We start from the raw sequence: 21455 nt of genomic DNA, 5'->3' as shown, positions 1-21455 counted from the left end.
ACTATGACCGACGCGATGCAGAAACTGAGAAAGCCGTTCAAGAGCCGCAAGGCCGAGCATTTCCTGTTCGAGACCGACGAAGATGGCCGCGTCGCCACCGTCACCCTGAATCGCCCGGAGCGGAAGAATCCGCTGACCTTCGACAGCTACACCGAACTCGGCGCGCTGTTTCGCGAGCTTGGTCGGGCCAGCGACGTGCGGGTGATCGTGCTGCGCGGCGCCGGCGGCAATTTCTCCTCGGGTGGCGACGTGTTCGAGATCATCGAGCCGCTGACCAAGATGGCGATGCCGGAGTTGTTGGCGTTCACCCGGATGACCGGCGATCTGGTCCGGCAGATCCGCAACTGCCCGCAGCCGGTGATCGCCGCCATCGACGGCATCTGCGCCGGCGCCGGGGCGATTCTGGCGATGGCGTCGGACATCCGGCTGGCGACGCCGCAGGCCAAGACGGCGTTTCTGTTCACCAAGGTCGGCCTCGCCGGCGCCGACATGGGTGCCTGCGGAATCCTGCCGCGCATCATCGGCCAGGGCCGCGCCAGTGAACTGCTCTACACTGGCCGCACCATGACAGCGGCCGAAGGCCACGCCTGGGGATTTTTCAACGCGCTGCATGAGCAGGCCTCGCTGCAGGACGCGGCCTATCGGATGGCGCGCGAACTCGCCGACGGTCCCTGGTTCGCCCATGCCATGACCAAGACCATGCTGAACAAGGAATGGGCGATGGGACTAGAGGAGTTGATCGAGGCCGAGGCGCAGGCGCAGGCGATCTGCATGGCGACCGGCGATTTCCGCCGTGCCTTCGAGGCCTTCGCCGCCAAGACCAAGCCGGTTTTCGAAGGCAATTAGTTCACGCGGCCATTGATCGAGCGATATGAAAATGTCCATTGCGAAACCGAACCAACAAAGCGTCACACCGCACGAGATCCTGCAGCCGCCGGGATGGGCGAAGCCGATCGGTTACGCCAACGGCATGCGTGCGCGCGGGCAGACCGTATTTGTCGGCGGCCAGATCGGCTGGAACGCGCAATGCAAATTCGTCGCGCTCGACCTGGCCGGACAGGTCAGGCAAGCGCTGGAGAACGTCGTCGCGATCCTCCACGAGGGCGGCGCCGGACCCGAGCACATCACCACGATGACGTGGTACGTCACCGATCGCAAACGCTACGTCGCCGAGCTCAAACAGATTGGCGAGGCCTATCGCGCCACCATCGGCCGGCATTTTCCGGCGATGGCGGTGGTCGAGGTCTCGGGCCTGATCGAGGACCAGGCGCTGGTCGAAATCCAGGCTACCGCCGTGGTGCCGGATTAGCGGTCGCCGCGCGAGCGGGCGATGGCTCGCTCGCCTGACTACCCCATCGCGATTTCGATCAGTGTCGGACCGTCGCGATCGAGCGCCCCCCTGCCGCGTCGGTGCTTACAGTACGGTCATGACGATCTTGCCGAAATTCCCCCCGGCTTTCTTTTTCAGACTACACCCTCGTCTGGGTTGAAGGTGGACGTCATTGCCCTAAGATTATACCAAAATTCAGATAGCGATCAGCGATTTGCGGTCCGTTTGAAACGGTTCATCAGGCAACGATCCGGACCGCAGCCGATGAGTGGATATGGTGGATGTTTTGGAGACCGAGCGTGTTTTCAATCAATGTTGCACTTCTGCCCTGCGATGGGCAGGGCCAGGCGCTGCCTTGCCGCGCTCGCGCTCGGATTTCAGGGAGGGCCGCTCTGGAGGCGTCCCGGCCGCAAACGTCTCGCTGTTATCGCGCCTTGTCCATGACGGGCTTCCGGCCTGGAGTCTCCTTTTCGCCGCCGTTTCCGGGACGTGCACTGAACAAAGGCAACCCAAACGAAAACTGGGCCCCACCGGCTTCACGATTCCGGGCGCGCAGTTCGCCGCCGTGTTCCCGTACGATGCCGTAGCTGATCCAAAGTCCCAGCCCTGTGCCGTCTCCCACCTTTTTGGTCGTGAAGAACGGCTCGAAGATTCGGTCGATGACGCCTTCGGATATCCCTTGGCCATTGTCGGAGACTTCAATGCAAATTTCATCGCCGACCCGAGACGCCCTGACTGAAAGGACCGGCTTCGCGCGCTCCCTCATCGCATCAACGGCATTGTCGACGAGATTGACGATCACCTGATGAATCTGCCCCTCGTTGCCGCACGCGACGAGGTCGGGCTCGATCACCATTTCAACGTCCGTTTTGGTCTGCTTTGCGCGAATCGCCCAGCGGACGGCGGTTTCCAGCACCCGGTCGATCTGAAAATGCTGTTGCTCATTGGTCTTCTTGAAGGAGAGCCGGCGAAGGTTCTTGACGATTTCAGAAACGCGCGCGGCGCCTTCCAGCGTCCCATCGATCAGCGGTCCGATGTCATCGAGCGTGGCGTCTATCTTCAATTTCTGTCGAAGCGCATCGAGCGTTTCGTCGGTCGCATCGCTGTGCACTGCTTCGATATATTCACGCAGCCGTTGTCGATAGCGTTCAAGGGTGTGGATGTTGCCGTAGACGAAGCTGATCGGGTTGTTCAATTCGTGGGCCACGCCGGCAACGAGCCGGCCCAAGCTCGCCATCTTCTCCTGTTCGATCAATTGGCGCTGGGCGCGCTGCAACTCGCCATGTGCCGTGTGTAGAGCCTCATACGCACGACGCAATTCGCCGATCGGACGGCCGGTGAGCACGACGCCGACATAGCGCCCGCCGTGATCGTAGCGCGCCGCTCCATTGAGGGAAAACAGGTCGGAGGGGCCGTTCGGCGTCGCAAAACGCAATTCGCTTTCGATCACGTCTGTCGGCAGCCGCGGCTTCAGCACATGCTCGGCGCTGGAGAGGTCCCGGGGGTCGACAATTTGCGACAGCTCCTGTCCGACGATATCGGCGCCGTTACGGCCGACGATGCGGACCAGCGCGGAATTGACCTGCTGGATCAGGCCGTGCGAATCGCAAACGATCAGAACGTCCGAAACCGATTCGATGACGCTGGAAATGAAGGCCTGCGCTTCCTCCAACGCAGCATTCTTGCGCTCGAGATCTGTCTCGTAGCGAAGCAGATCGGAATAGACCTCATCCATCTTGCGGATGACTTCGATCCACGCGTCCTCGCGCTCGTTGTCCAATTCTAACGTTCCCGGATAGGCAACCTTGTCCAGAAGTCCCTTGGGCCGGTCATTCTTCCGGATTCTCTTCATAGCCATCGATGTCCTTCCGCAGCTCATAGCGGGCGAGCTTGCTGCGCAAGCCGACCCGGGACAGCCCAAGTGATCCGGCGACCTTGCTGATATTGCCATTGTATCGTTCGAGAGATTCGGCAATCACGGCCTTTTCGAGGGCTTCGACCTTGTCTTTCAAGGTGGATGTTCCGTTCATTTTCAGCGCTGCGTTGAACGGGTCGGGTGGCTGGCGCACCCGACCGGACAGCGACAAAAATTCCAGCCTGTTGCTGTCGGCGAGAACGACCATGCGTTGGATTTCATTCTGCATCTCGCGCACGTTGCCGGGCCAGGAATATTGCTTCATGTCGTCGAGGATCTTCGTTGAGAAGCCGACGATGTCGCGATTAAATGCCGTCTTCACTTCGGTCAGGATGCGTTCGGCGATCAGCGGGATATCCATCGGCCGATCGCGCAGCGCCGGCATGTGGATCGGAAACGCGGCCAGACGGTAGTACAGATCGCGCCTGAAGCGGCCGGCCTCGACCTCGGCCCCGAGATCGCGATTGGTGGCGGCCACGATCCGAACGTCGACTTTGCGGACGCGCTGGGCACCCAGCGGGCGGATTTCGCTTTCCTGCAGCACGCGCAGCAATTTCACCTGGAATGCCGGTGAGGTTTCGCCGATCTCGTCGAGGAAGATGGTGCCGCCATTGGCGACCTCGAAAAGACCGATGCGATCCTGATAGGCGCCGGTGAAAGCGCCTTTCTTGCAGCCGAACAATTCGCTTTCCAGCAACTCGTCTGGCAGCGCGCCGCAATTCTCAACCACGAACACCTTGTTGGCCCGCGCCGAATGATAATGGATCGCCCGCGCCAGCAGTTCCTTGCCGGTGCCGGATTCGCCGGTGATCATCACCGAAATGTCGTAGTCGGAGGCGCGCCGGGCCAGATCGATCACGCCGTGCATCGGGCTCGATGGCGCGTGCACGATGCGGTCGAAATCATAGAGTTGCCGCGCCGCGCCGCGCTTTTCGGAGATCACCTGCTTGACCCGGTTCGGCGCCAGCTTGACGTCGACGCTCGCGGTCTCGGTTTCTTTCTGCAAGCGGAACAGTTGCACCGCGCCCTGCACGGTCTCGACCAACTTTTCCGGGTGCCAGGGTTTGGTGATGTATTGATAGATGCCGGCCTCGTTGACGCCGGCGATGATCTCCTCGGAATCCGAATAGCCGGAGATGATCATCCTGACAGGGTCGGGCCAGAGATCGCGAACCCGTTTCAGGAATTCGACGCCGGATTGGCCCGGCATGCGCTGGTCGCACAGGATGACATGCACCATGTCACCCTCGAGAAATTCCTCGGCTTCCTGGGCATCCTTGGCGCAAAGCACTTCGAACTCGTCGTTCAGCACACGACGCAGCGCTTCCAGTGAGCGGATTTCGTCGTCGATCACAAGAACGGTGGCGGCTGTGCTCACGTCGGATGGACGCCGGTGCGGCGTGGTATGCTCAAGTGACATCTTAACATATCCGTGGCAGTTGTTCGCCGGATAGCCAGTCGACGATCCGGCCGCCGCCGAAGCTGGTCGTCATTTGCACAAAACGGTGGTCGTCTTCGACCACTTCGCCGATATCGACAGCGTCCTTGCCAAGCGGATGCGCGCGCATTGCCGCCAGCAGGGCTTCGGCCGCCTCGGGCGCAACGATTGCGACCAGCTTGCCTTCGTTGGCGACATTGAGCGGATCGAGGCCGAGCAGTTCGCAGGCCGCGGCCACCGCCGGCCGCACCGGGATCGATTCCTCCGCGATGCGGAAGCCGACGCCGGATTGCTGCGCCAATTCGTTCAGCGTCGCGGCGAGGCCGCCGCGGGTCGGATCGCGCATCACCCGGATGCCGGGGCCATTGGTGGCGACCATCGCCGCCACCAAGTCGTGCAGCGCGGCGGAGTCGGAGAGCAGGTCGGTCTCGAACGTCATGTTGGTGCGTTGCGACATCACCGCGATGCCGTGATCGCCCAGCGTGCCGGAGAGCAGCACGCGGTCGCCGACCTTGGCCTTCTCCGCCGACAGATCGAGGCCATCGGGCACCACGCCGATGCCGGTGGTCGAGATAAACACGCCGTCGGCCTTGCCGCGCTCCACCACCTTGGTGTCGCCGGTGATCACAGGCACCCCGGCCTCGCGGGCGGCGGCACCCATCGCATCGGCGATCTGCTTTAGATCGGCGAGCGCAAAACCTTCCTCGATGATGAAACTCGCGGACAGATATAGCGGTCGCGCCCCGGCCATCGCCACGTCGTTGATGGTACCGTGGACCGCGAGCGAGCCGATGTTGCCTCCGGGGAAGAACAGCGGGGAAATCACATAGCCGTCGGTGGTCATCACCATACGGCCTTGGCCGACGTCGAACGCCGCCTGGTCATTGCCGCGCGCCAGCCATTCGTTGCTGAAGGAATCGTGAAACACTTCCGCGATCAAATGCGCCATGGCGCGGCCGCCGGAGCCGTGCGAGAGATCGACCTTGCCATTCTTGAAATCGAGCTTGCGTCGTTTGCTGCTCATGACGCCTTCCTCTGCTGGATGTCGCGGAAGCGGCCATAGGTCCAATGCGCGGCGCAGGCGCCCTCGGAGGATACCATGCAGGAGCCCATCGGATTTTCGGGCGTGCAGACGGCGCCGAACAGCTTGCAGTCGACCGGCTTCTTGACGCCGCGCAAGATCGCGCCGCATTCGCAGGCCGGATTGTCGGCGGCGGTGAGTTCCGGCATGTCGAAGCGGCGCTCGGCGTCGAACGCCGCATAGGCGGCTTTCAACCGCAGGCCGCTATGAGGCAGGTGCCCGAGGCCGCGCCATTCGAACTGCTCGCGCAATTCGAAAATGTCGGCGACCTCGGAGATAGCGCGCTGATTGCCGTCGCGGGTGACGGCGCGGATGTACTGGTTCTCGACTTCGTGGCGGTCGTCATTGACCTGCCGCACCAGCATCAGGATCGCCTGCATCACGTCGAGCGGCTCGAAGCCGGCGATCACCACCGGTTTGCGAAATGTCTCGGCGAAGAATTCGTAAGGCCGTGTGCCGATCACGGTCGAGACATGGGCGGGACCGACAAAGCCGTCGAGCGCGACCTGCTCGGGGTCGCCAAGGTCGACGCCCTCCAAAATGCCCTGGATCGCCGGCGGCGTGAGCACGTGGTTGCAGAAGATACTGAAGTTACCGAGCTGCTTCTTCTGCGCAAGTCGGATCGCCATCGCGGTCGGCGGCGTCGTGGTCTCGAAGCCGATGGCGAAGAACACGACCTCGCGTTGCGTCTCCTGTTCGGCGATGCGGATGGCGTCGAGCGTGGAATAGATCATGCGGATGTCGGCGCCGTCAGCCTTGGCGCGCAGCAGCGACGTGCGCCGCGATCCGGGCACCCGCATCAGATCGCCATAGACGCACAACGTCACTTCGGGCCGCTCCGCCAGCTCAATCGCCATGTCGATCCGTCCCGCCGGCAGCACGCAGACCGGGCAGCCGGGACCATGGATCATCCGGATGTTGCGCGGCAGCAGGTCTTCGATGCCGTAGCGCGAGATCGCATGGGTGTGGCCGCCGCAGAATTCCATGAAACGGTAGTGTTGGCCGGGCGCGGCCTCGCTGGCGATCACCTCGGCGAGCCGTCGCGCGGTGGCGCCGTCGCGATATTCGTCGACGTATTTCATGATGCCAGCTCCGTTTGCACGGCACCGAGTTCGGCCAGCAGCGCCAGCGTGCGTTTGGCTTCCTCCGGGTCGATCTTGGTCAGGGCGTAGCCGACGTGCAGAATCACATAGTCGCCGACGCTAAGATCTTCGATCAGCGCCACGGAGATGATCTTGCCGACGCCGTCGATCGAGACCTTGGCCATGTCGTCGGGCAGCAGCTCGGTGACTTCGGCTGGAATGGCTAGACACATGTGGGTTGACCTCCGGTCATAGCGTCGCTGGCATCGGCTCGTTCAAGCGCGCTGGCGGCGATCCAGGCCTGGCCGAGGCTGAGGCCGCCGTCGTTCGGCGGCACCGCCCGCGCCATCAGCGGCGTGATGCCGCGCGCGCGCAGGCCGGCCCCAATCTCGGTGACCAGCACCCGGTTGAGGAAACAGCCGCCGCCAAGCGCGACCGTGTTGAGGTCGCGCGCGGCAGCTATGCGGCTCGCCAGATCGACCATGGCCGCCGCAAAGGTGCCGTGAAACAATTCGGCGCCGGCAACCGGATCGACGCCCGGTGCGGCGAGACGTTCCAGCAAAGGCGCGAAGCTGACGACGCCGTCGTCGATGCGCCAACCGGAGGGATCGACGGTCGGCCGGCGCACCAACGCCTCCAGCTCCATCGCCGCCTGACCTTCGTAGTGCTGCGATCCACAGATGCCCAGCAGGCCGGCGACCGCATCGAACAGCCGGCCGGCGCTGGTCGTCAGCTGCACATTCTTGCGCTCTAGTAGTTGTGTGAGCATGGCAGCCTGTGGCCGCGCGGCAAAACGGCCGGCAATTTCGTCGCCGCGGCCGATCAGTTGCAGCGCCGCCGCCGCCATTCGCCACGGCTCGCGTGCCGCGACGTCGCCGCCGGGCTGCGGCAGCGGCGCAAGATGGCCGATCCGGGTGAAGCCGGCATTGTCGGACAGCAACAGCTCGCCGCCCCAGCTCTCGCCATGGTTGCCATAGCCAAAACCGTCGAGCACCAGACCCAGCAGCGGACCGTCGATACCGTGCTCGGCGGCGATCGCGCCGACATGGGCGTGGTGATGCTGAACCGCGATCGCCGGCCATGGCAGCGTTTCGGCAAAGCGGGTCGAGGCGAAATCGGGATGCCGATCATGCACCACCGCTACCGGCTCGACGTCGAGAATCTTCAGCAGATGCGCCACGGTCTGTTCGAAGAAGCGGATGCTCTCGGCTGAGTCGAGGTCGCCGATATGCTGCGAGACGAAGGCCTCGCGCCCGCGCGTCACCGTCACGGTAGATTTCAGATGGCCGCCGAGCGCGAGCAGGGGCGGCATCTCGCGCGCCAGCCTGATCGGCGCCGGCGCATAGCCACGCGCGCGGCGGATCAGCATCGGCGCGCCGGCGACGACGGAGGCGACGGAATCGTCGGCACGGATGACGATGGCGCGGTCGTGGGTGACGACCAGATCGGCGATGCCGGACAGCCGGCGCCTGGCGTCGTCGTCGTCGATCACCAGCGGCTCGCCGCCGGGATTGGCGCTGGTCGCGACCAGCACCAGATCGCACGGGTCGTTCTGCCAGCCGCGGCCGTCCGGCTGGCCCATCGCGGCGTGAAACAACAGATGATGCAGCGGCGTATAGGGCAGCATCACGCCGAGCCGCGACAATCCGGGCGCCACTGACGGCGCCAGTTTGCGGCGGGATGTCAGCAGCACGACCGGCCGCGCGACCGAATGCAGCAGCTCGCGCTCTTGCGCGTCGGCTTCAGCAATGCTGTCGAGCGACGCCAGCGAGGCAATCATTACCGCGAACGGCTTGGCGTCCCGGCATTTTTGCGCGCGCAACCGCGCGACCGCGGTCTCGTTGTGGGCGTCGCACAGCAACTGAAACCCGCCGAGGCTCTTGATCGCGACGATCTGTCCGCCGCGCAACGCCGCGACAATCGCGTCGATGCCGGCGCTCAGCTGCGGCCCGCAGCGCGAGCAAGCGATCGGCTCGGCGTGAAAGCGCCGGTTGGCCGGATCGCGATAGTCGGCGGCGCAATCGGCGCACATCGCGAACGCCGCCATCGAGGTGTTGGCGCGATCATAGGGCAGCCGGCGGGTCAGGGTGTAGCGTGGGCCGCAATGAGTGCAGTTGACGAACGGATAAAGATGAAAACGGCTGGCCGGATCGAACAGCTCATCGAGGCAGTGCTCGCAGGTCGCTGCGTCGGCGGCGATCTGTGTCGTCACCTTGCCCGCGACGCTCGGGGCAATGGCAAATCTTGTCTCGCCGCGCGAGGCCAGTTCGAACGTCTCAACCGCCTCGATCCGCGCCAGCGGCGGCGCCTCGCGGCGCAACGCGGGGACAAACTCGGCGACCCGCGCGCCCTCGATCTCGATCAGCACGCCATCGGCATCGTTGCCGACAAAGCCACCGAGCGCGAAGCGTTGTGCCAGCCGATGCACGAACGGCCGAAAACCGACGCCCTGCACCGTGCCGCGGACGCGGATGCGCTGCCGAGTGGCGATCGGGCGGGCGAGGGTCATGCGCTGCTTACTCCGCCGCGTCGGCGGCAAGCGACGCGGCGCGCTTGGCGATCCAGGCATAGAACGCCTTCATGCCTTCGCCGGTTTTCGCCGACACCGTCAGTACCTCGATCTTCGGATTGACGCGGCGGGCATATTCGACCGTCCGCGCCAGATCGAAATCGAGATTCGGCACCAGATCTATCTTGTTGATCAGCATCAGGCTGGAGGCCGCGAACATGTCAGGGTATTTCAGCGGTTTGTCCTCGCCCTCGGTGGTCGAGAACACCACCACCTTGTGCGCCTCGCCGAGATCGAACGCGGCGGGGCAGACCAGATTGCCAACGTTCTCGATGAACAACAGCCCGCCGTCGATTGCGGGCAGCCGCGCGAAGGCGTCGCCGACCATCGATGCGTCGAGGTGACAGCCCTTGCCGGTGTTGACCTGGATCGCCGGCGCGCCGGTGGCGCGAATCCGCTCGGCGTCGTTCGAGGTTTGCTGATCGCCCTCGATCACGGCGATCGGGCGGATGCCTTTGAGGTCAGAAATGGTCTTGACCAGCAGCGCGGTCTTGCCGGCGCCGGGGCTGGAGACGAGATTGAGTGCGAATACGCGCGCGGCGGCAAACCGGGCGCGATTGACCTGCGCCAGTTCGTCGTTCTTGCCCAAGATGTCGCGTTCGATCTGGACGATGCGCTGCTGACTCAAGCCCGGCACATGCACGCCGGCAAGGCCGCCGCCATAGTGGATCGCGTCTGGTGCGGGCGCGTGGCTGTGCGGATGGTCATGGCCGGGATGCTGGTGATCATGATTGTGGTCGTGATGATGGTGATCGTGTGGGTGATCATGATCGTGGTGGTGCCCGTCATGGGAATGGGCATGCGAATGGCCGTGGCCGTGCTCGCCATGATGGTGATGATGATCGTGAACATGCGACTCCGGCTTTGCGCCGGGCTCGATGCTGGAATTCTGATCACCGCAACCGCAAACCGTACACATCAGGCGACCTCCAATTCTTTGACCCGCATTTCCTCCCCCGCGGTGACCTGCAGCTGGTAGCCGCCGCAGCACGGGCAGGGATCGTAGCGTCGTTTTACCGGCACGGTTTTGATGCAGCTCATACACCAGGCTTCGCCGGGGGCGCTGATGATCTCCAGTTTCGCCTCCGCCGCGACCGAGTGCGCCGCACAAACGGGGAAGCAGAATCGCATCGCGTCAGGCTCAACCTGGCTCAGCGCGCCGATTTCCAGCCACACCGTCTTCACCCGCGAAAACGATTGCCGCAGCGCCTCCGCCTCGATGATATCGATCACGCCCTCGCACAGCGCCATTTCATGCATCGGCGGCCTCGCGGATCGAAAGTTTGCAGCCGACGCAGGGATCGAATGCGGCGATCAATTGCCCGGCGGCCGCGTCAGCGTCGGCGCCGAGCGCCGCGTGGCGCAGCATCTGGGCCAGCGGACCGCGGGGATGAAAATTCCATTCGGTCGGCGCCACCATCTGGAAGGCGGCGACGCGGCCGTCGCTGCCGAGCTCGACCAGATGATAGAGCCGGCCACGCGCGGTCTCGACCGCGGCAGCGCCGCGACGGTTGCCGACGCGATAGCCGATCGGCGCGTCGGGGCAGGGCGCGTCGCCGCTGACGAGGGCGCGCAGCGTCTGTGGCATGGTCGCCAGCTCATCCAGCCGCGCCCGCAACCGCGCCGCCGCGGTGTCGGGCGCCGTCGATGCACGCGACCGCGCCCAGGCGCCGGTTTCAGGAATGGCGCCGTCGAGATCGGGCGCGGCGGCATAGCGCGTGCCGCCTTGCAGAAGCCGCGCGATGACGTTGAGGTCATCCGCAGCCGTGAGAGCAAGCGGTCCCGACGAGCCGAAGCGCGCGGTGCTTTCCGCCGGCTGCAGATCGGCGATGTGGATCGCGTTCAGCGCGGCTTCGATCTGATCGATGGCGCGCAACAGGGTTGGAACGTCGGAGTTAGCCGAGAGCCCAAACTGCGCGGCGGCGCCGATCGCCTGGCGCGTCGCGTGCGCGACCGGTGGCCGGTCGAGCAGTCGCAGTTTTGTCACGGCGCTACGCAACTGCTCGACCAGCCGCTCTGCCAGCACCGCCGCATGACGCTGGCGCTGCTGCGCCGGCGACGGCTCGATGCCGCGCGCGGCATCGACGGCGGTCGTCGCCGCGACCGCATGCGCGGTCGAGCACAGCGCGAACAGCCGCGGCAGCACCGCCATCATTTCGGCAACGGGCCGGCCCGCCATCATGGCATCGATCGGCGGCAAGCGGCGCGGCGTGATGTCGACCCCGGCCACGCGACCGTCAATCAGGTCGAGTGCAATGGCGATGTCGGCGGACGCGGTCGTCATGGCCGCGGCTCCGTCAGGGCGCCGCGCAGAAAACTGCGGCGGTCGAGCGCTGCGACGACGCGGGTCTTTGGCTGCTCCGGCTCGGGATTGCGGATTTCCGCCATCGCGGCCGCCGCGGTGGCGCGCGCAGCTGCCATGTCGGCGAATTCGAACATCGGCGAGAACAGCGAGCAGCTGGCGATCCGGCCGACGCCCTCGATATCGCCGACGGTGAAATCGAACATGCCGACCGGAAAGCCGTGGCTGAAAGACGAACCGAGCGCGCGAGCGGCCAGCGAACCGTCCAATGGCAGCAACATCAGGTTCATGAACCAGGGCGTGATCAGAATGCCGCTGATGGCGTCGTCATGGGCATCGAAGCCGACGGCCTCGACCGCGAGCGCCTCGTTGTAGATCGGCAGGTCATGCATCGAACGCTCGCCGATGCGACGATAGAGCGCCTCAAGCGCGGCGGCATATTCGATGGCACTGGTCATCCGCGTCCCTTCACCCGCTTCAGTTGTCACCTTCGATCATCATGAATTTGGCCCGCACTGCGTCGCAGTTCGGGCAGGTCCAATCCGCCGGCAATGCTGCAAAAGGTGTCCCGGGCGGAATCTGCGCGACAGTGTCGCCCTCGGCGGGGTCGTACACCGTCCAGCAGATGCCGCATTCCATCCGCGCCGCGTCGGCGACGTCCTGGCGAACGCCGAAATTCTCGAAGCCGCTCACTTGAAATAGGCCTCCCTGATTTCGGCCAGCCGCTCGGCGGAATCTTCGAAATCCTCATCAGCCGCGATCGCCACCGTCGGCACCCCGCCCACCTCCAGCGTATCGAGGATGATAGTGTCCATCGCATTGAAGAACTGCACCGACCAGACGTTGCGGGTGCCGGTGGCGAGCACGCGGCAGCTGCCGTAGCCGCGCGACACCAACTGGATCGGGCCGTTGCGCAGCGTCGCCTGCATGAACTCCATGTCCACGGGGTTCATCGGCAGCAGCGTGAAGTTGATGATCTGCGAGCGGTCGCCGGGCCGATAGGCCTGGGCGCGGTCGCGGATTTCGCTCAGCACCGGCATCACGTTCATCGCGTCGGGCGGCGGCGCGCCGATGTCGAAATCCGGCGCAGTCAAATCGCTGGCGGCACGCAGCACCAGTTCGGGAATTGCTGCGACCTCGACATATTCCTTGGGTGCGTCCCCGATGCCGCTCTCGAGCCTGATCTGCCACAGACCGGCCAGCACGGACTCCTGGATTTGCGCGACAGATCCGTCCGGCAGCGCCACGACGCCGCTGACTTCGCCTTCGCCGAATACGTCGGCGACCAGCTTGCGCTCCATCGCGGTGAAGTCGTCGAGCCGGAATGTTCTTGAGGCCGAGCCGGCCCGCTGGCTGGCCAATGCCGCGGTGATTTGCTCCAGCAGCGCCATCGCGCGTGGGCATTGTTCGGCGAGCGCCGCGCCGTCCAGCGAGGCCAGCGCCTTGATCGTGCCGGCGCCGGTCAGGCTGCTGTGCTGGAGATCGAGACTTTCATCGCCGATCGGGAACACGTTGATCGGCTGCTCGGCGCCTTCCGGCGCCACCCAAAATCCCTGCTTCATGACACCCCCCGGTTCAGAAACGACATCGACTTGACGACCGTGGCGCTGCTACGCGCCGGCTTGCCGCCGCCGTTGAGCGCCGCGCTGATCCGCGCGACATAGACCGACCAGTCCTTGATCTTGGGAATCACCTCGAGGACTTCGCCGCCGCGCCACAGCACCAGGCTCGGATAGACTTGAATGTCGAAGCGCGGCGCCAATGCGGTCTCGGCCTGTGGCGCGATCACCGCGCCTTGAAGCCGTCCCTGGAACGCCTCGATCAATTCGGGAAGCACGACGGCGACGTCGGCGGACTCGGGCCAGCGCACGGCGTCGCCGGCGAACAGCAGCACCGGCACCGCGCCGGCAGCTTCGGCTGCCGAAAGGAAAGCATCCACATCCGCGACATCGAGCGTCGGCAGACCACGCCGACGAAGAATGGGTTGCTCTCGCGATGTCATGTTTCCTCCCATTGGACAGGTTTCCGGCTCTTGCTTGTCATTATAGCAAGTCATGTGCCAACGATGGATATCAATTATCCATCTGTAACCTATTGCAAATACGGCTCTATTATTGCGTCGCTAATGACTTATCCAGGAGCGGTGTCTGATTCCGTCTCGCGCCGGATACTATCTTTCCATGCCGCATGTGCGCGAGCGACAATACTTCTAATCGAGTGGCCTAACTCTGCCGCAGGTGCGGCGGCAGTTGCGGTTCGCGGTCGATCAGGTCGGCGAACAGATGCTCGAAGCTCTCGCCGTTGCAGGCGGCCGCCAAGCCGTCGATGGCATTGTCGATCTGTTCGGCTTCCACTGCGTCGAGCAGCCGCACTGCGCTGTCGATGAACACCAGCACCTGCGCGCCGACCGGCGGGCGGTCGAGCAGCAGCACCGACACCAGGCGCTGCTCGCCGCGGCGCTCGCACAGCGCCGACATGCCGTCGGTTTCGACAATCGTCATGGGCACGCCGAGACACATCGAGGCTGACCTATCCGCCGCTGGCGTTGGCGGTCTCGCGCCGCTCGTAGCGGGCGAGGTCGATGTCATTGCCGAGCAGGGCTTCGGAGTCGGCGAGCGGCGTAGTGCGCGGCGTGACCGGCACGCCCCACTCAGTGAGCACGGCGCAGGCCGCCTCGATCGCCGGGCCGATCTGCGCACGCACCGGCTCGGTCAGCGGCCCGCCCCAGTCTTCCAGATCCTGCGCCTGGCATCCGATCAGCACCAACCGCTTCGGATACTGGCCGAGCAGATCGGCCGCGCTCAGCACTTCCTGGAAGCCGGTCTGATGCAGGCTCATCTTCTTGACGCCGGTGAATTTCGGCACCTCGTCGTCGCGCACCAGCTTCAATGTGCCGGGGGCAACGCCGTAGTCGATCGCGTCGAACACGATCAAATCGTCGGCCTCCTGGACGAAATTGACGAGGTAGAGACCCTGGGTGCCGCCGTCGAGCAGCGTGACGTTGTCGGGCAGAATGTAGCGGTGGTGGAATTCCTCCACCACACGGACGCCAAAACCTTCATCGGCCCACAGTATGTTGCCGATCCCGAGCACCAGCACGCGCCGATCCGCGGCGGCCGCGCCCGTTGCCGACGAGTCTGTGTCCAGCACGGCGGTCATCGGGGAAAGTCGTCGATGTCGTCGCGGAACAGGCGTTCGCCGGACACGATCGACGAAATCATGCTCTGGCGGCTCAGGATGTCCTCGCGTACCGCGGCGTAGACATGGACGATCGCGAAGATAGTGATCGCCCACATCCCGAGGTGATGCCAGGTGTGCAGAGACTGCGCATTCGGGAAGATCGAAAACATGAAGCCGAAGATCTTGTACTGCCAGCTGTCGATGCCCTGGCCCTCCGAATACAGCGCCATCCCGCTCGCCATCATGAACACCAAAAACAGCATGAAGGAGAACATAGCCACATGCGCCAGCGGATTGTGGCCGACGTATTTCTTCGGGTCCTTGACCAGGAACATGTACCATTTCAGCTCGTAGAGGATGCCCCACCACCAGATCCGCTTGCTGATCGGCAAATAGAAGATCTGGCGGGAAAATTTGTTGCCGACGAAGGCCCAGTAAAGCCGCAGCAGGAAGAACACGATCAGGGTCTGGCCGGCGGCGAAATGCGCGAAACGGATGTAGCCCATCTGGAAACTGGCGGATGCTTCGCCCGGGACCGAGGGCAGCGGGGTGCCGATGAAATAGCCGGTGACGCAGAGAACCAGGATCAACGCCGCGTTGGCCCAATGCCAGATCCGCACCGGCGCTTCGTAGACATAGATGGTCTGCAGCGATTTCGCCCGCTCGCCGTTGGCGTCGCCGACGCCATGCACCCGCGCTATCTCGGTCATGATCCACTCCCTGTGGCCCGCGGTCCGCCCTTTGAGCGACTGTCGCGACGGCCAATCGTTGCAATTCTGCCGGACGGAGCGGCGAGGGTGATCGCCGCCCCCAAACGCATCAGCGAACCGTGACCCGGCTCTTCTCCTGGCCGTCCTCGCTCATCACGTGGGTCGAGCAGGCCAGACATGGGTCGAAGGAATGCAGCGTGCGCAGGATCTCAAGCGGCTTTTCCGGATCCGCCATCGGGGTATTCATCAGCGACGCCTCGAACGCGCCGATATTACCCTTGGGATCGCGCGGCGAGCCGTTCCAGGTGGTGGGAACGACGCACTGGTAATTGTCGATCTTGGTGTCCTTGATCTTGATCCAGTGCGCCAGCGCGCCGCGCGGCGCCTCGGTGAAGCCGACGCCCTTGGCGTTGGCCGGCCAGCTCTCCGGCTTCCACTTCTCGACATTGGCGGTCGAGGAATCGCCGTTTTTGATCCGGGCGACCAGCTTGTCTTGGAAATGCCTCAGCTGATGGCCGGCCCATTGGCATTCCAGCGCGCGCGCCGCGGTACGGCCGAGCGTGGAAAACAACGCGGTCAGCGGTAGCCCGAGCGTCTTCAGCAGTTTGTCGGTCGGCTCCTTGAACTCGGGCTTGTTCTGCGCGTAGCCGACGATATAGCGCGCCAACGGGCCGACCTCCACCGCGTGGCCGCGCCAGCGCGGCGACTTGATCCAGGAATATTTAGCGGCTTCGTCGACCGCCTGGATGTTGGTCTTGGTGCCCTTGGCATTCGGGCCGAGCTGGTAGTTCGGCTCGGTGACGCCGTCCCAGGGATGCAATCCCTTGGTTTCGTCGGGATATTTGTACCAGGAGTGGGTGACGAATTCCTGCACCTGCTCGGGATCGCCGAGATCGATTGGCAGTACCTCGGCCAGATTGCCGTTGATGATGACGCCGCGCGGCAGGTTCAGGTTCTTCGCCGAGTAGTCGTTGGCGTTTTCCGGGATGTCGCCGTAGCTCATCACGCTCTTGCCGGAAAGCCCGCCGCCGTGCAGCCAGTCCTTGTAGAACGAGCCGATCGCCGCCACGTCCGGCAGGTACACCTTCTCGGTGAACTCGATGGCGCGGTCGATGATCGACGACACCAGGTTGAGCCGCTCCATGTTGATGGCCCCGACCGCGCCGGTGCCGTCGACGTTAATGGCGCAGGGCACGCCGCCGACCAGCCAGTTCGGATGCGGGTTCTTGCCGCCATAGATGGTGTGGATCTTGACGATCTCCTTCTGGAAATCCAGTGCTTCCAGGTAGTGCGCGACCGCCATCAGGTTGGCTTCCGGCGGCAGCTTGTAGGCGGCGTGGCCCCAATATCCGTTCTTGAACGGACCGAGCTGCCCCGACTCGACGAATTTGGTGAGGCGGGTCTGCAGATCCTTGAAGTAGCCGGGGGACGACAGCGGCCAGTCCGAGACCGATTGCGCCAACAGCGAGGTCGCCTTCGGATCAGCCTTCAGCGCCGAGACGATATCGACCCAATCGAGCGCGTGCAGATGATAGAAGTGCACGATGTGGTCGTGCACTTGTAGCGTCAATTGCATGATGTTGCGGATCGAATTGGCGTTGTCCGGGATCATGATCCCGAGCGCGTTCTCGACCGCGCGCACCGAGGTCAGCGCGTGGGTACCGGTGCAGACGCCGCAGATCCGTTCGGTGAAGGCCCAGGCGTCGCGCGGATCGCGGCCGCGCAGAATGGTCTCGATGCCGCGCCACATCGTTCCCGTGGACACTGCGTTGCGGATCACATTGTCGGAGTCGACATTGACCTCGACGCGCAGGTGGCCCTCGATCCGGGTCACCGGATCGACGACGACGCGGCGTCCGGAATTGTCGAGCGAAAAGCCGTTCGGCGTGGTGACGTTGGTCATGATGCTTCCTTCCGATCAGCCGGCCGACTTGCCATTCGATCTGCTGTTGTCAGTGGAATTTTCTTTGCTTCGACGCGCCATGTTGCGCACCACAGTGACGCCCGCATGAGCCACGATGGCGCCACCGACCACGACGGCCGCGGTCTGGCCGATCTTGTCGGCATTGGCCTCGACGCCGAATTGCTTGATAGTGGTGAGGCGGTCGTAGAACCCGCCCTGATCCCAGAAGCCGTCCTCCGAACAGCCGATGCAGCCGTGTCCGGATTGGATCGGGAACGAGACGCCGCCGTTCCAGCGCACCGTCGAACAGGCGTTGTAGGTGGTGGGGCCCTTGCAGCCCATCTTGTAGAGGCAATAGCCCTTGCGCGCGGCGTCGTCGTCCCACTCCTCGACGAATTGGCCGGCGTCGAAATGCGGCCGGCGGTAGCACTTGTCGTGGATGCGCTGCGAGTAGAACATCTTCGGCCGGCCCTGCCGGTCCAGTTCGGGAAGTTTTCCGAAGGTGGTGACGAAGGTCACCACGCCGGTCATCACTTCGGCGATCGGCGGGCAGCCCGGCACCTTGATGATCGGCTTGTTGGTGATGACCTTGTCGATCGGCACCGCCTGGGTCGGGTTCGGCTTCGCGGCCTGGACGCAGCCCCACGAGGCGCAGGCGCCCCAGGCGATCACTGCCATGGCGTCGTCAGCCATCAGTTTCAGCTTTTCGACGAACGGCTTGCCGCCGTCGATGCAGTACATGCCGTCCTCATTGAGCGGCGGGTTGCCTTCGACGGCGAGAATATATTGGCCTTTGTACTTGGCCCGGGTTTCCTCGAGGATGGCCTCGGCCTGATGGCCGGCTGCGGCCATGATGGTATCGTCGTAATCGAGCGAGATCATCGACAGCACGGCATCCTTGACCAGCGGATGCGCCGAGCGAATGAAGCTTTCCGAACAGCAGGTGCATTCCAGCCCGTGCATCCAGATCACCGGCACGCGCGGCTTGGTTTCCAGTGCGTTGGCGATGTTGGTGGCGGCGAGTGGGCCGAGGCCGAGGCTGGTCGCCGTCAGGCTGCAGAATTTGTGAAAGCTGCGACGCGTGATGCCCTGGCGGCGAATCACGTCGTAAAAAGTCTCTGTGCCGGCGCCCATGGCCCCTCTCTTCTGTTTCCTCGATCGCCCCGGCATCTTGACCGAAGTCGATAGTAAAGAGGGTATTAGCAAGAAGCAGGCCAGCGCCGCCGGGCACATTCCGGCACCACAAAGTGAGTGATTTCATTGTGTGTTGTCGGCCGACGCGAGTGATGCAACGCAGCATCGTCAGGCTGAAACGAAAGAAAGTTTTCTTCACTGGCAAGTAGCTAACCGGCGCGCTGCGACAGATGAGCCGGCCGGCGGCGGGTGGATACAATCCGCGTCGTAAGCAGCGAAGCCCAAGAGGGAATGCCGTGAGGCGTGCGGTTTGTCGGCAAGCGCACACTAATGTGCGGTGCAGACCATGCAGGGGTCGAACGAGCGCACCACATGCTGCACAGCGACCGAGCCGGCGCCGTCGCTGCCGACCGCGGTCCCGACCAGCGCGTGCTCCAGCGGACCAGGTTGTCCGGCGGCGTCGCGTGGGGAAAAATTCCAGGTGGTGGGCGCGATGATCTGATAGTGCGAAATCTTGCCGTTGCTCAGTTCGATCCAGTGACCGAGACTGCCGCGGGCGGCTTCGACCAGTCCGGCGGCGCGGCCTTCGCCCGGCTGCCTGACGTCGGCGCAGAACGGCTCGTTGAGTCGCAACGCGCGAATCCAACTCTCCATCGCCACTGCCAAATGTGCGGTCTCGATCATTCGGGCGATCACCCGGTTGCGGATGTTGCTGCCGGACTGTCCCACCAACTCACGCAGCAGTGGATTACCCGCAACGGCCTGCCGCGCCAGCGCGCCGACCTCGGCTGGCCGACCATTGAGGCGTGGGGCCTTGGCCCAGCTATAGGCGCCGGGCTTGTCAGCGTCGGGAATCGTCGTGCTGAGCGCCGGATCGGTGGCGCCGTCGCGCATCCAGGCATGCGAGACGTCTTCGGCAATATCGGTGGTCGCCAGCGCCGCGCCGCCGCTGGCCTGATCGAACACGCCGCGCGCGAACAGCGCGCCGTGCTCGCCGTGATAGGCGCCAAAGCTCATCAGAATTCCCGGGCCGTTGCCGAGGCGATCGAGCTGCAGCGCATCGGCGATCGCGAGGAAGCGGCAGAAATCACCGGCGCGGCCGTCGCGCCAGCGATCGAATTCGGCGATGGTTTGGATCGCGAGCACGGCGTCGAGCCGGTCGCCGAATACAACCGTCTCCAGAAAGGACCGAAATCCGGCGACGATCGACAGCAGGCGAATGCGTTCGCCGAGATCGATCGCCCGGGTGGTGCCGCCGGGCTGAAACGCCAGGCTGTGCGGCCATTTGCCGGCGACGATGCCCATGATTTCGAGGAGGCGCGCGCGGGCCGGCAGTACCTCGCGGCCGGCGCTACCGCGGGTGGCGGTGAACCGCTCGGCGGCTGCATGGTGCCACGGTGCCGATGCGTAGGCGTCGCGGGCAAAATCCGGCATGAAGAAGATGTAGAAATGCGTCAGATGATCGGCGGCGTTTTCCGCCGCATGCGCGATATTGGCGGCCAGCACGCCGTTCGGCGCCGGCTCGATCCCGAGCGTGCCGCGGAGCGCCGCGACCGCCGCGATCGATTGCGACACCGAACAGATGCCGCAGATCCGCGGCGCCAGCGCCAGCGCGTCGAGCGCGGGGCGACCGTCAAGGATCTGCTCGAAACCGCGATACAGCGGCACCGTGACTTCGGCGGAGGCGACCATGCCATCCTCGATGTCCAGCTTGACCTCGAGATCGCCCTCCACCCGATTGAACGGACCGATGATGATCCGGGTCATGGAATCTTCTTGCTGCCGTCGCGGCTCGGCGGCACCACGATGTGATCGGAGGTGGCATTCGAGCGCACCCGCTTCGGCGTGGCGGATTTCGACAACGCCGACAGCGCCACGAACCAGGCTTTTGGCATGTCGAGCGGCAGGCCGACCGGAATGCCGGCGAGCTTGCTGGTCTCGAGAAAATGCCGCGACGACTCAAATCCCGGCGAGGTGCAGGAGATGCAGGCATAGCCGCCCTTGGTGCAGGAGCCGCCGCCGTTCCAGGAGCGTTGATTGCAATCGCCGACCGCCTGCGTCGCCTTGCAGCCCAGGTGCTCCATCAGGCAGCCGCGCTCCGACAGCTTCTCGGCGCTGGCCTTGAATTCGTAGAACTCGTTGCGCGAGCAGGCGTGATGGGCGAGGTGGTTGGCGATGAATTTCGGACGGCCAACCTGGTCGAGATCATTGCCGGCGAGATCACCGGTGGAGAGCGCAATCAGCGTCTCCATGATCCAGCCGGGATGCGGCGCGCAGCCGGCAATGTTGATCACCGGCAATCCGCGTCCGGACCGGAATGCCTCGCCGAGCGCGCCGCCTGGCGCTGTGCCGTCGAACTGCAGTCCGGTTGCGTCGGTGGGATTGATGCCGGCCGCGGGGATGCCGCCATAGGCCGCGCAGCTGCCGACCGACACCACATAGTCGGCGACGGCGGCGAGCTCGGCGACCCAGTGATAGATCGATTTGCCGGTACCGGCGAACATGTTGAAGCGGCCGCTGCCGTGCGGGCCGCGCAGCACCGATCCCTCCAGGATCAGCGCATCGAGCCGGATCGATCTGGCGCGCACCTTGTCGAGGATCGCGACCACCTCGGCACCGGTCGCCTCGCTGACCGAGGGATGCCAGATCAGCCGAATCCCGAATGATCTCAGTTCGTCGAACCAGCCCGAGTGTCCGGATTCAAGCACCGCCATGGTGCAGCCGCCGCAACTGGCGCCCTGCAGCCAGAGCACGTTGAACGCCGGCGATTGAAGTGACTGCTGCATGCGCGAAGCCATCGGTGTTCAAACC

The 21455-nt window shown here is 64.3% G+C and carries 22 protein-coding genes; 2 read left to right on the top strand and 20 right to left on the bottom strand.

Going from position 1 to position 21455, the window contains the following annotated elements:
• The first annotated feature begins 3 nt into the window (after window positions 1-3).
• Both HXX15_RS05350 and HXX15_RS05345 read left to right on the top strand, forming a co-directional pair.
• Complete coding sequence (locus HXX15_RS05350) at window positions 4-846, top strand: enoyl-CoA hydratase family protein (RefSeq protein ID WP_296513418.1); 843 nt, start codon at window positions 4-6, stop codon at window positions 844-846.
• Between the two features lie 31 nt (window positions 847-877).
• Window positions 878-1309 carry a RidA family protein gene (locus tag HXX15_RS05345; protein WP_296513416.1) on the top strand — a complete coding sequence of 144 codons (432 nt, stop codon included), beginning with the start codon at window positions 878-880 and terminating at the stop codon, window positions 1307-1309.
• A gap of 445 nt (window positions 1310-1754) precedes the next feature.
• On the opposite strand, the gene HXX15_RS05340 is transcribed toward HXX15_RS05345, so the two are convergent.
• From HXX15_RS05340 to HXX15_RS05245, 20 genes are all read right to left on the bottom strand, one after another.
• Window positions 1755-3182, bottom strand: coding sequence for an ATP-binding protein (locus tag HXX15_RS05340; RefSeq protein WP_296514851.1), 1428 nt, complete (start codon window positions 3180-3182; stop codon window positions 1755-1757).
• Complete coding sequence (locus HXX15_RS05335; protein ID WP_296513414.1) at window positions 3160-4665, bottom strand: sigma-54 dependent transcriptional regulator; 1506 nt, start codon at window positions 4663-4665, stop codon at window positions 3160-3162. Before HXX15_RS05335 ends, HXX15_RS05340 begins: the two co-directional genes overlap by 23 nt.
• A 1-nt stretch (window position 4666) precedes the next feature.
• A complete protein-coding gene (hypE, locus tag HXX15_RS05330) occupies window positions 4667-5707 on the bottom strand; it encodes a hydrogenase expression/formation protein HypE (protein ID WP_296513412.1) in 1041 nt (346 codons plus the stop codon).
• A complete protein-coding gene (gene hypD / locus HXX15_RS05325) occupies window positions 5704-6846 on the bottom strand; it encodes a hydrogenase formation protein HypD (RefSeq protein WP_296513409.1) in 1143 nt (380 codons plus the stop codon). The genes hypE and hypD overlap by 4 nt, the downstream gene beginning before the upstream one ends.
• Complete coding sequence (locus tag HXX15_RS05320) at window positions 6843-7079, bottom strand: HypC/HybG/HupF family hydrogenase formation chaperone (RefSeq protein WP_296513407.1); 237 nt, start codon at window positions 7077-7079, stop codon at window positions 6843-6845. Before HXX15_RS05320 ends, hypD begins: the two co-directional genes overlap by 4 nt.
• Window positions 7070-9355 carry a carbamoyltransferase HypF gene (gene hypF / locus HXX15_RS05315; RefSeq protein ID WP_296513405.1) on the bottom strand — a complete coding sequence of 762 codons (2286 nt, stop codon included), beginning with the start codon at window positions 9353-9355 and terminating at the stop codon, window positions 7070-7072. Before hypF ends, HXX15_RS05320 begins: the two co-directional genes overlap by 10 nt.
• A 7-nt stretch (window positions 9356-9362) precedes the next feature.
• Entirely contained in the window at window positions 9363-10334 is a 972-nt protein-coding gene (gene hypB, locus HXX15_RS05310; RefSeq protein WP_296513403.1) for a hydrogenase nickel incorporation protein HypB, read from the bottom strand.
• Window positions 10334-10675 carry a hydrogenase maturation nickel metallochaperone HypA gene (gene hypA / locus HXX15_RS05305; protein ID WP_296513401.1) on the bottom strand — a complete coding sequence of 114 codons (342 nt, stop codon included), beginning with the start codon at window positions 10673-10675 and terminating at the stop codon, window positions 10334-10336. The genes hypB and hypA overlap by 1 nt, the downstream gene beginning before the upstream one ends.
• Window positions 10668-11699, bottom strand: a complete 1032-nt coding sequence (locus HXX15_RS05300) for a nickel-dependent hydrogenase large subunit (RefSeq protein WP_296513400.1) — start codon at window positions 11697-11699, stop codon at window positions 10668-10670. The genes hypA and HXX15_RS05300 overlap by 8 nt, the downstream gene beginning before the upstream one ends.
• Window positions 11696-12175, bottom strand: a complete 480-nt coding sequence (gene hybE, locus HXX15_RS05295; protein ID WP_296513396.1) for a [NiFe]-hydrogenase assembly chaperone HybE — start codon at window positions 12173-12175, stop codon at window positions 11696-11698. Before hybE ends, HXX15_RS05300 begins: the two co-directional genes overlap by 4 nt.
• 19 nt (window positions 12176-12194) lie before the next feature.
• Window positions 12195-12410: a rubredoxin gene (locus HXX15_RS05290; protein WP_296513395.1), complete on the bottom strand. Its 216-nt coding sequence runs from the start codon at window positions 12408-12410 to the stop codon at window positions 12195-12197.
• Window positions 12407-13279, bottom strand: a complete 873-nt coding sequence (locus tag HXX15_RS05285; RefSeq protein WP_296513394.1) for a hydrogenase expression/formation protein — start codon at window positions 13277-13279, stop codon at window positions 12407-12409. Before HXX15_RS05285 ends, HXX15_RS05290 begins: the two co-directional genes overlap by 4 nt.
• Window positions 13276-13719: a hydrogenase accessory protein gene (locus tag HXX15_RS05280; RefSeq protein ID WP_296513393.1), complete on the bottom strand. Its 444-nt coding sequence runs from the start codon at window positions 13717-13719 to the stop codon at window positions 13276-13278. The genes HXX15_RS05285 and HXX15_RS05280 overlap by 4 nt, the downstream gene beginning before the upstream one ends.
• A gap of 220 nt (window positions 13720-13939) precedes the next feature.
• On the bottom strand, window positions 13940-14236 hold the full coding sequence (locus HXX15_RS05275) for a HypC/HybG/HupF family hydrogenase formation chaperone (protein ID WP_296513390.1): 297 nt from the start codon (window positions 14234-14236) through the stop codon (window positions 13940-13942).
• A 10-nt stretch (window positions 14237-14246) separates the two neighbouring features.
• Window positions 14247-14876, bottom strand: coding sequence for a HyaD/HybD family hydrogenase maturation endopeptidase (locus HXX15_RS05270; protein ID WP_296513388.1), 630 nt, complete (start codon window positions 14874-14876; stop codon window positions 14247-14249).
• Entirely contained in the window at window positions 14873-15607 is a 735-nt protein-coding gene (gene cybH / locus HXX15_RS05265) for a Ni/Fe-hydrogenase, b-type cytochrome subunit (RefSeq protein ID WP_296513387.1), read from the bottom strand. The genes HXX15_RS05270 and cybH overlap by 4 nt, the downstream gene beginning before the upstream one ends.
• A gap of 109 nt (window positions 15608-15716) precedes the next feature.
• The gene (locus tag HXX15_RS05260) at window positions 15717-17510 is read right to left on the bottom strand and encodes a nickel-dependent hydrogenase large subunit (protein WP_296513384.1); all 1794 of its coding nucleotides are present in this window, start codon (window positions 17508-17510) and stop codon (window positions 15717-15719) included.
• 15 nt (window positions 17511-17525) lie between these two features.
• Window positions 17526-18644 carry a hydrogenase small subunit gene (locus HXX15_RS05255; RefSeq protein ID WP_296513382.1) on the bottom strand — a complete coding sequence of 373 codons (1119 nt, stop codon included), beginning with the start codon at window positions 18642-18644 and terminating at the stop codon, window positions 17526-17528.
• A gap of 327 nt (window positions 18645-18971) precedes the next feature.
• Window positions 18972-20411 carry a nickel-dependent hydrogenase large subunit gene (locus HXX15_RS05250; protein ID WP_296513380.1) on the bottom strand — a complete coding sequence of 480 codons (1440 nt, stop codon included), beginning with the start codon at window positions 20409-20411 and terminating at the stop codon, window positions 18972-18974.
• Window positions 20408-21430, bottom strand: a complete 1023-nt coding sequence (locus tag HXX15_RS05245) for a HupU protein (protein WP_296513378.1) — start codon at window positions 21428-21430, stop codon at window positions 20408-20410. Before HXX15_RS05245 ends, HXX15_RS05250 begins: the two co-directional genes overlap by 4 nt.
• Window positions 21431-21455: the final 25 nt, after the last annotated feature.

It is taken from the genome of Rhodopseudomonas sp. (genome assembly GCF_013377015.1).
In the GTDB taxonomy this organism is placed as follows: domain Bacteria; phylum Pseudomonadota; class Alphaproteobacteria; order Rhizobiales; family Xanthobacteraceae; genus JARJEH01.
Note: the sequence above shows the minus strand (reverse complement) of the source record. Positions and strands in the feature narration are given on the sequence as shown.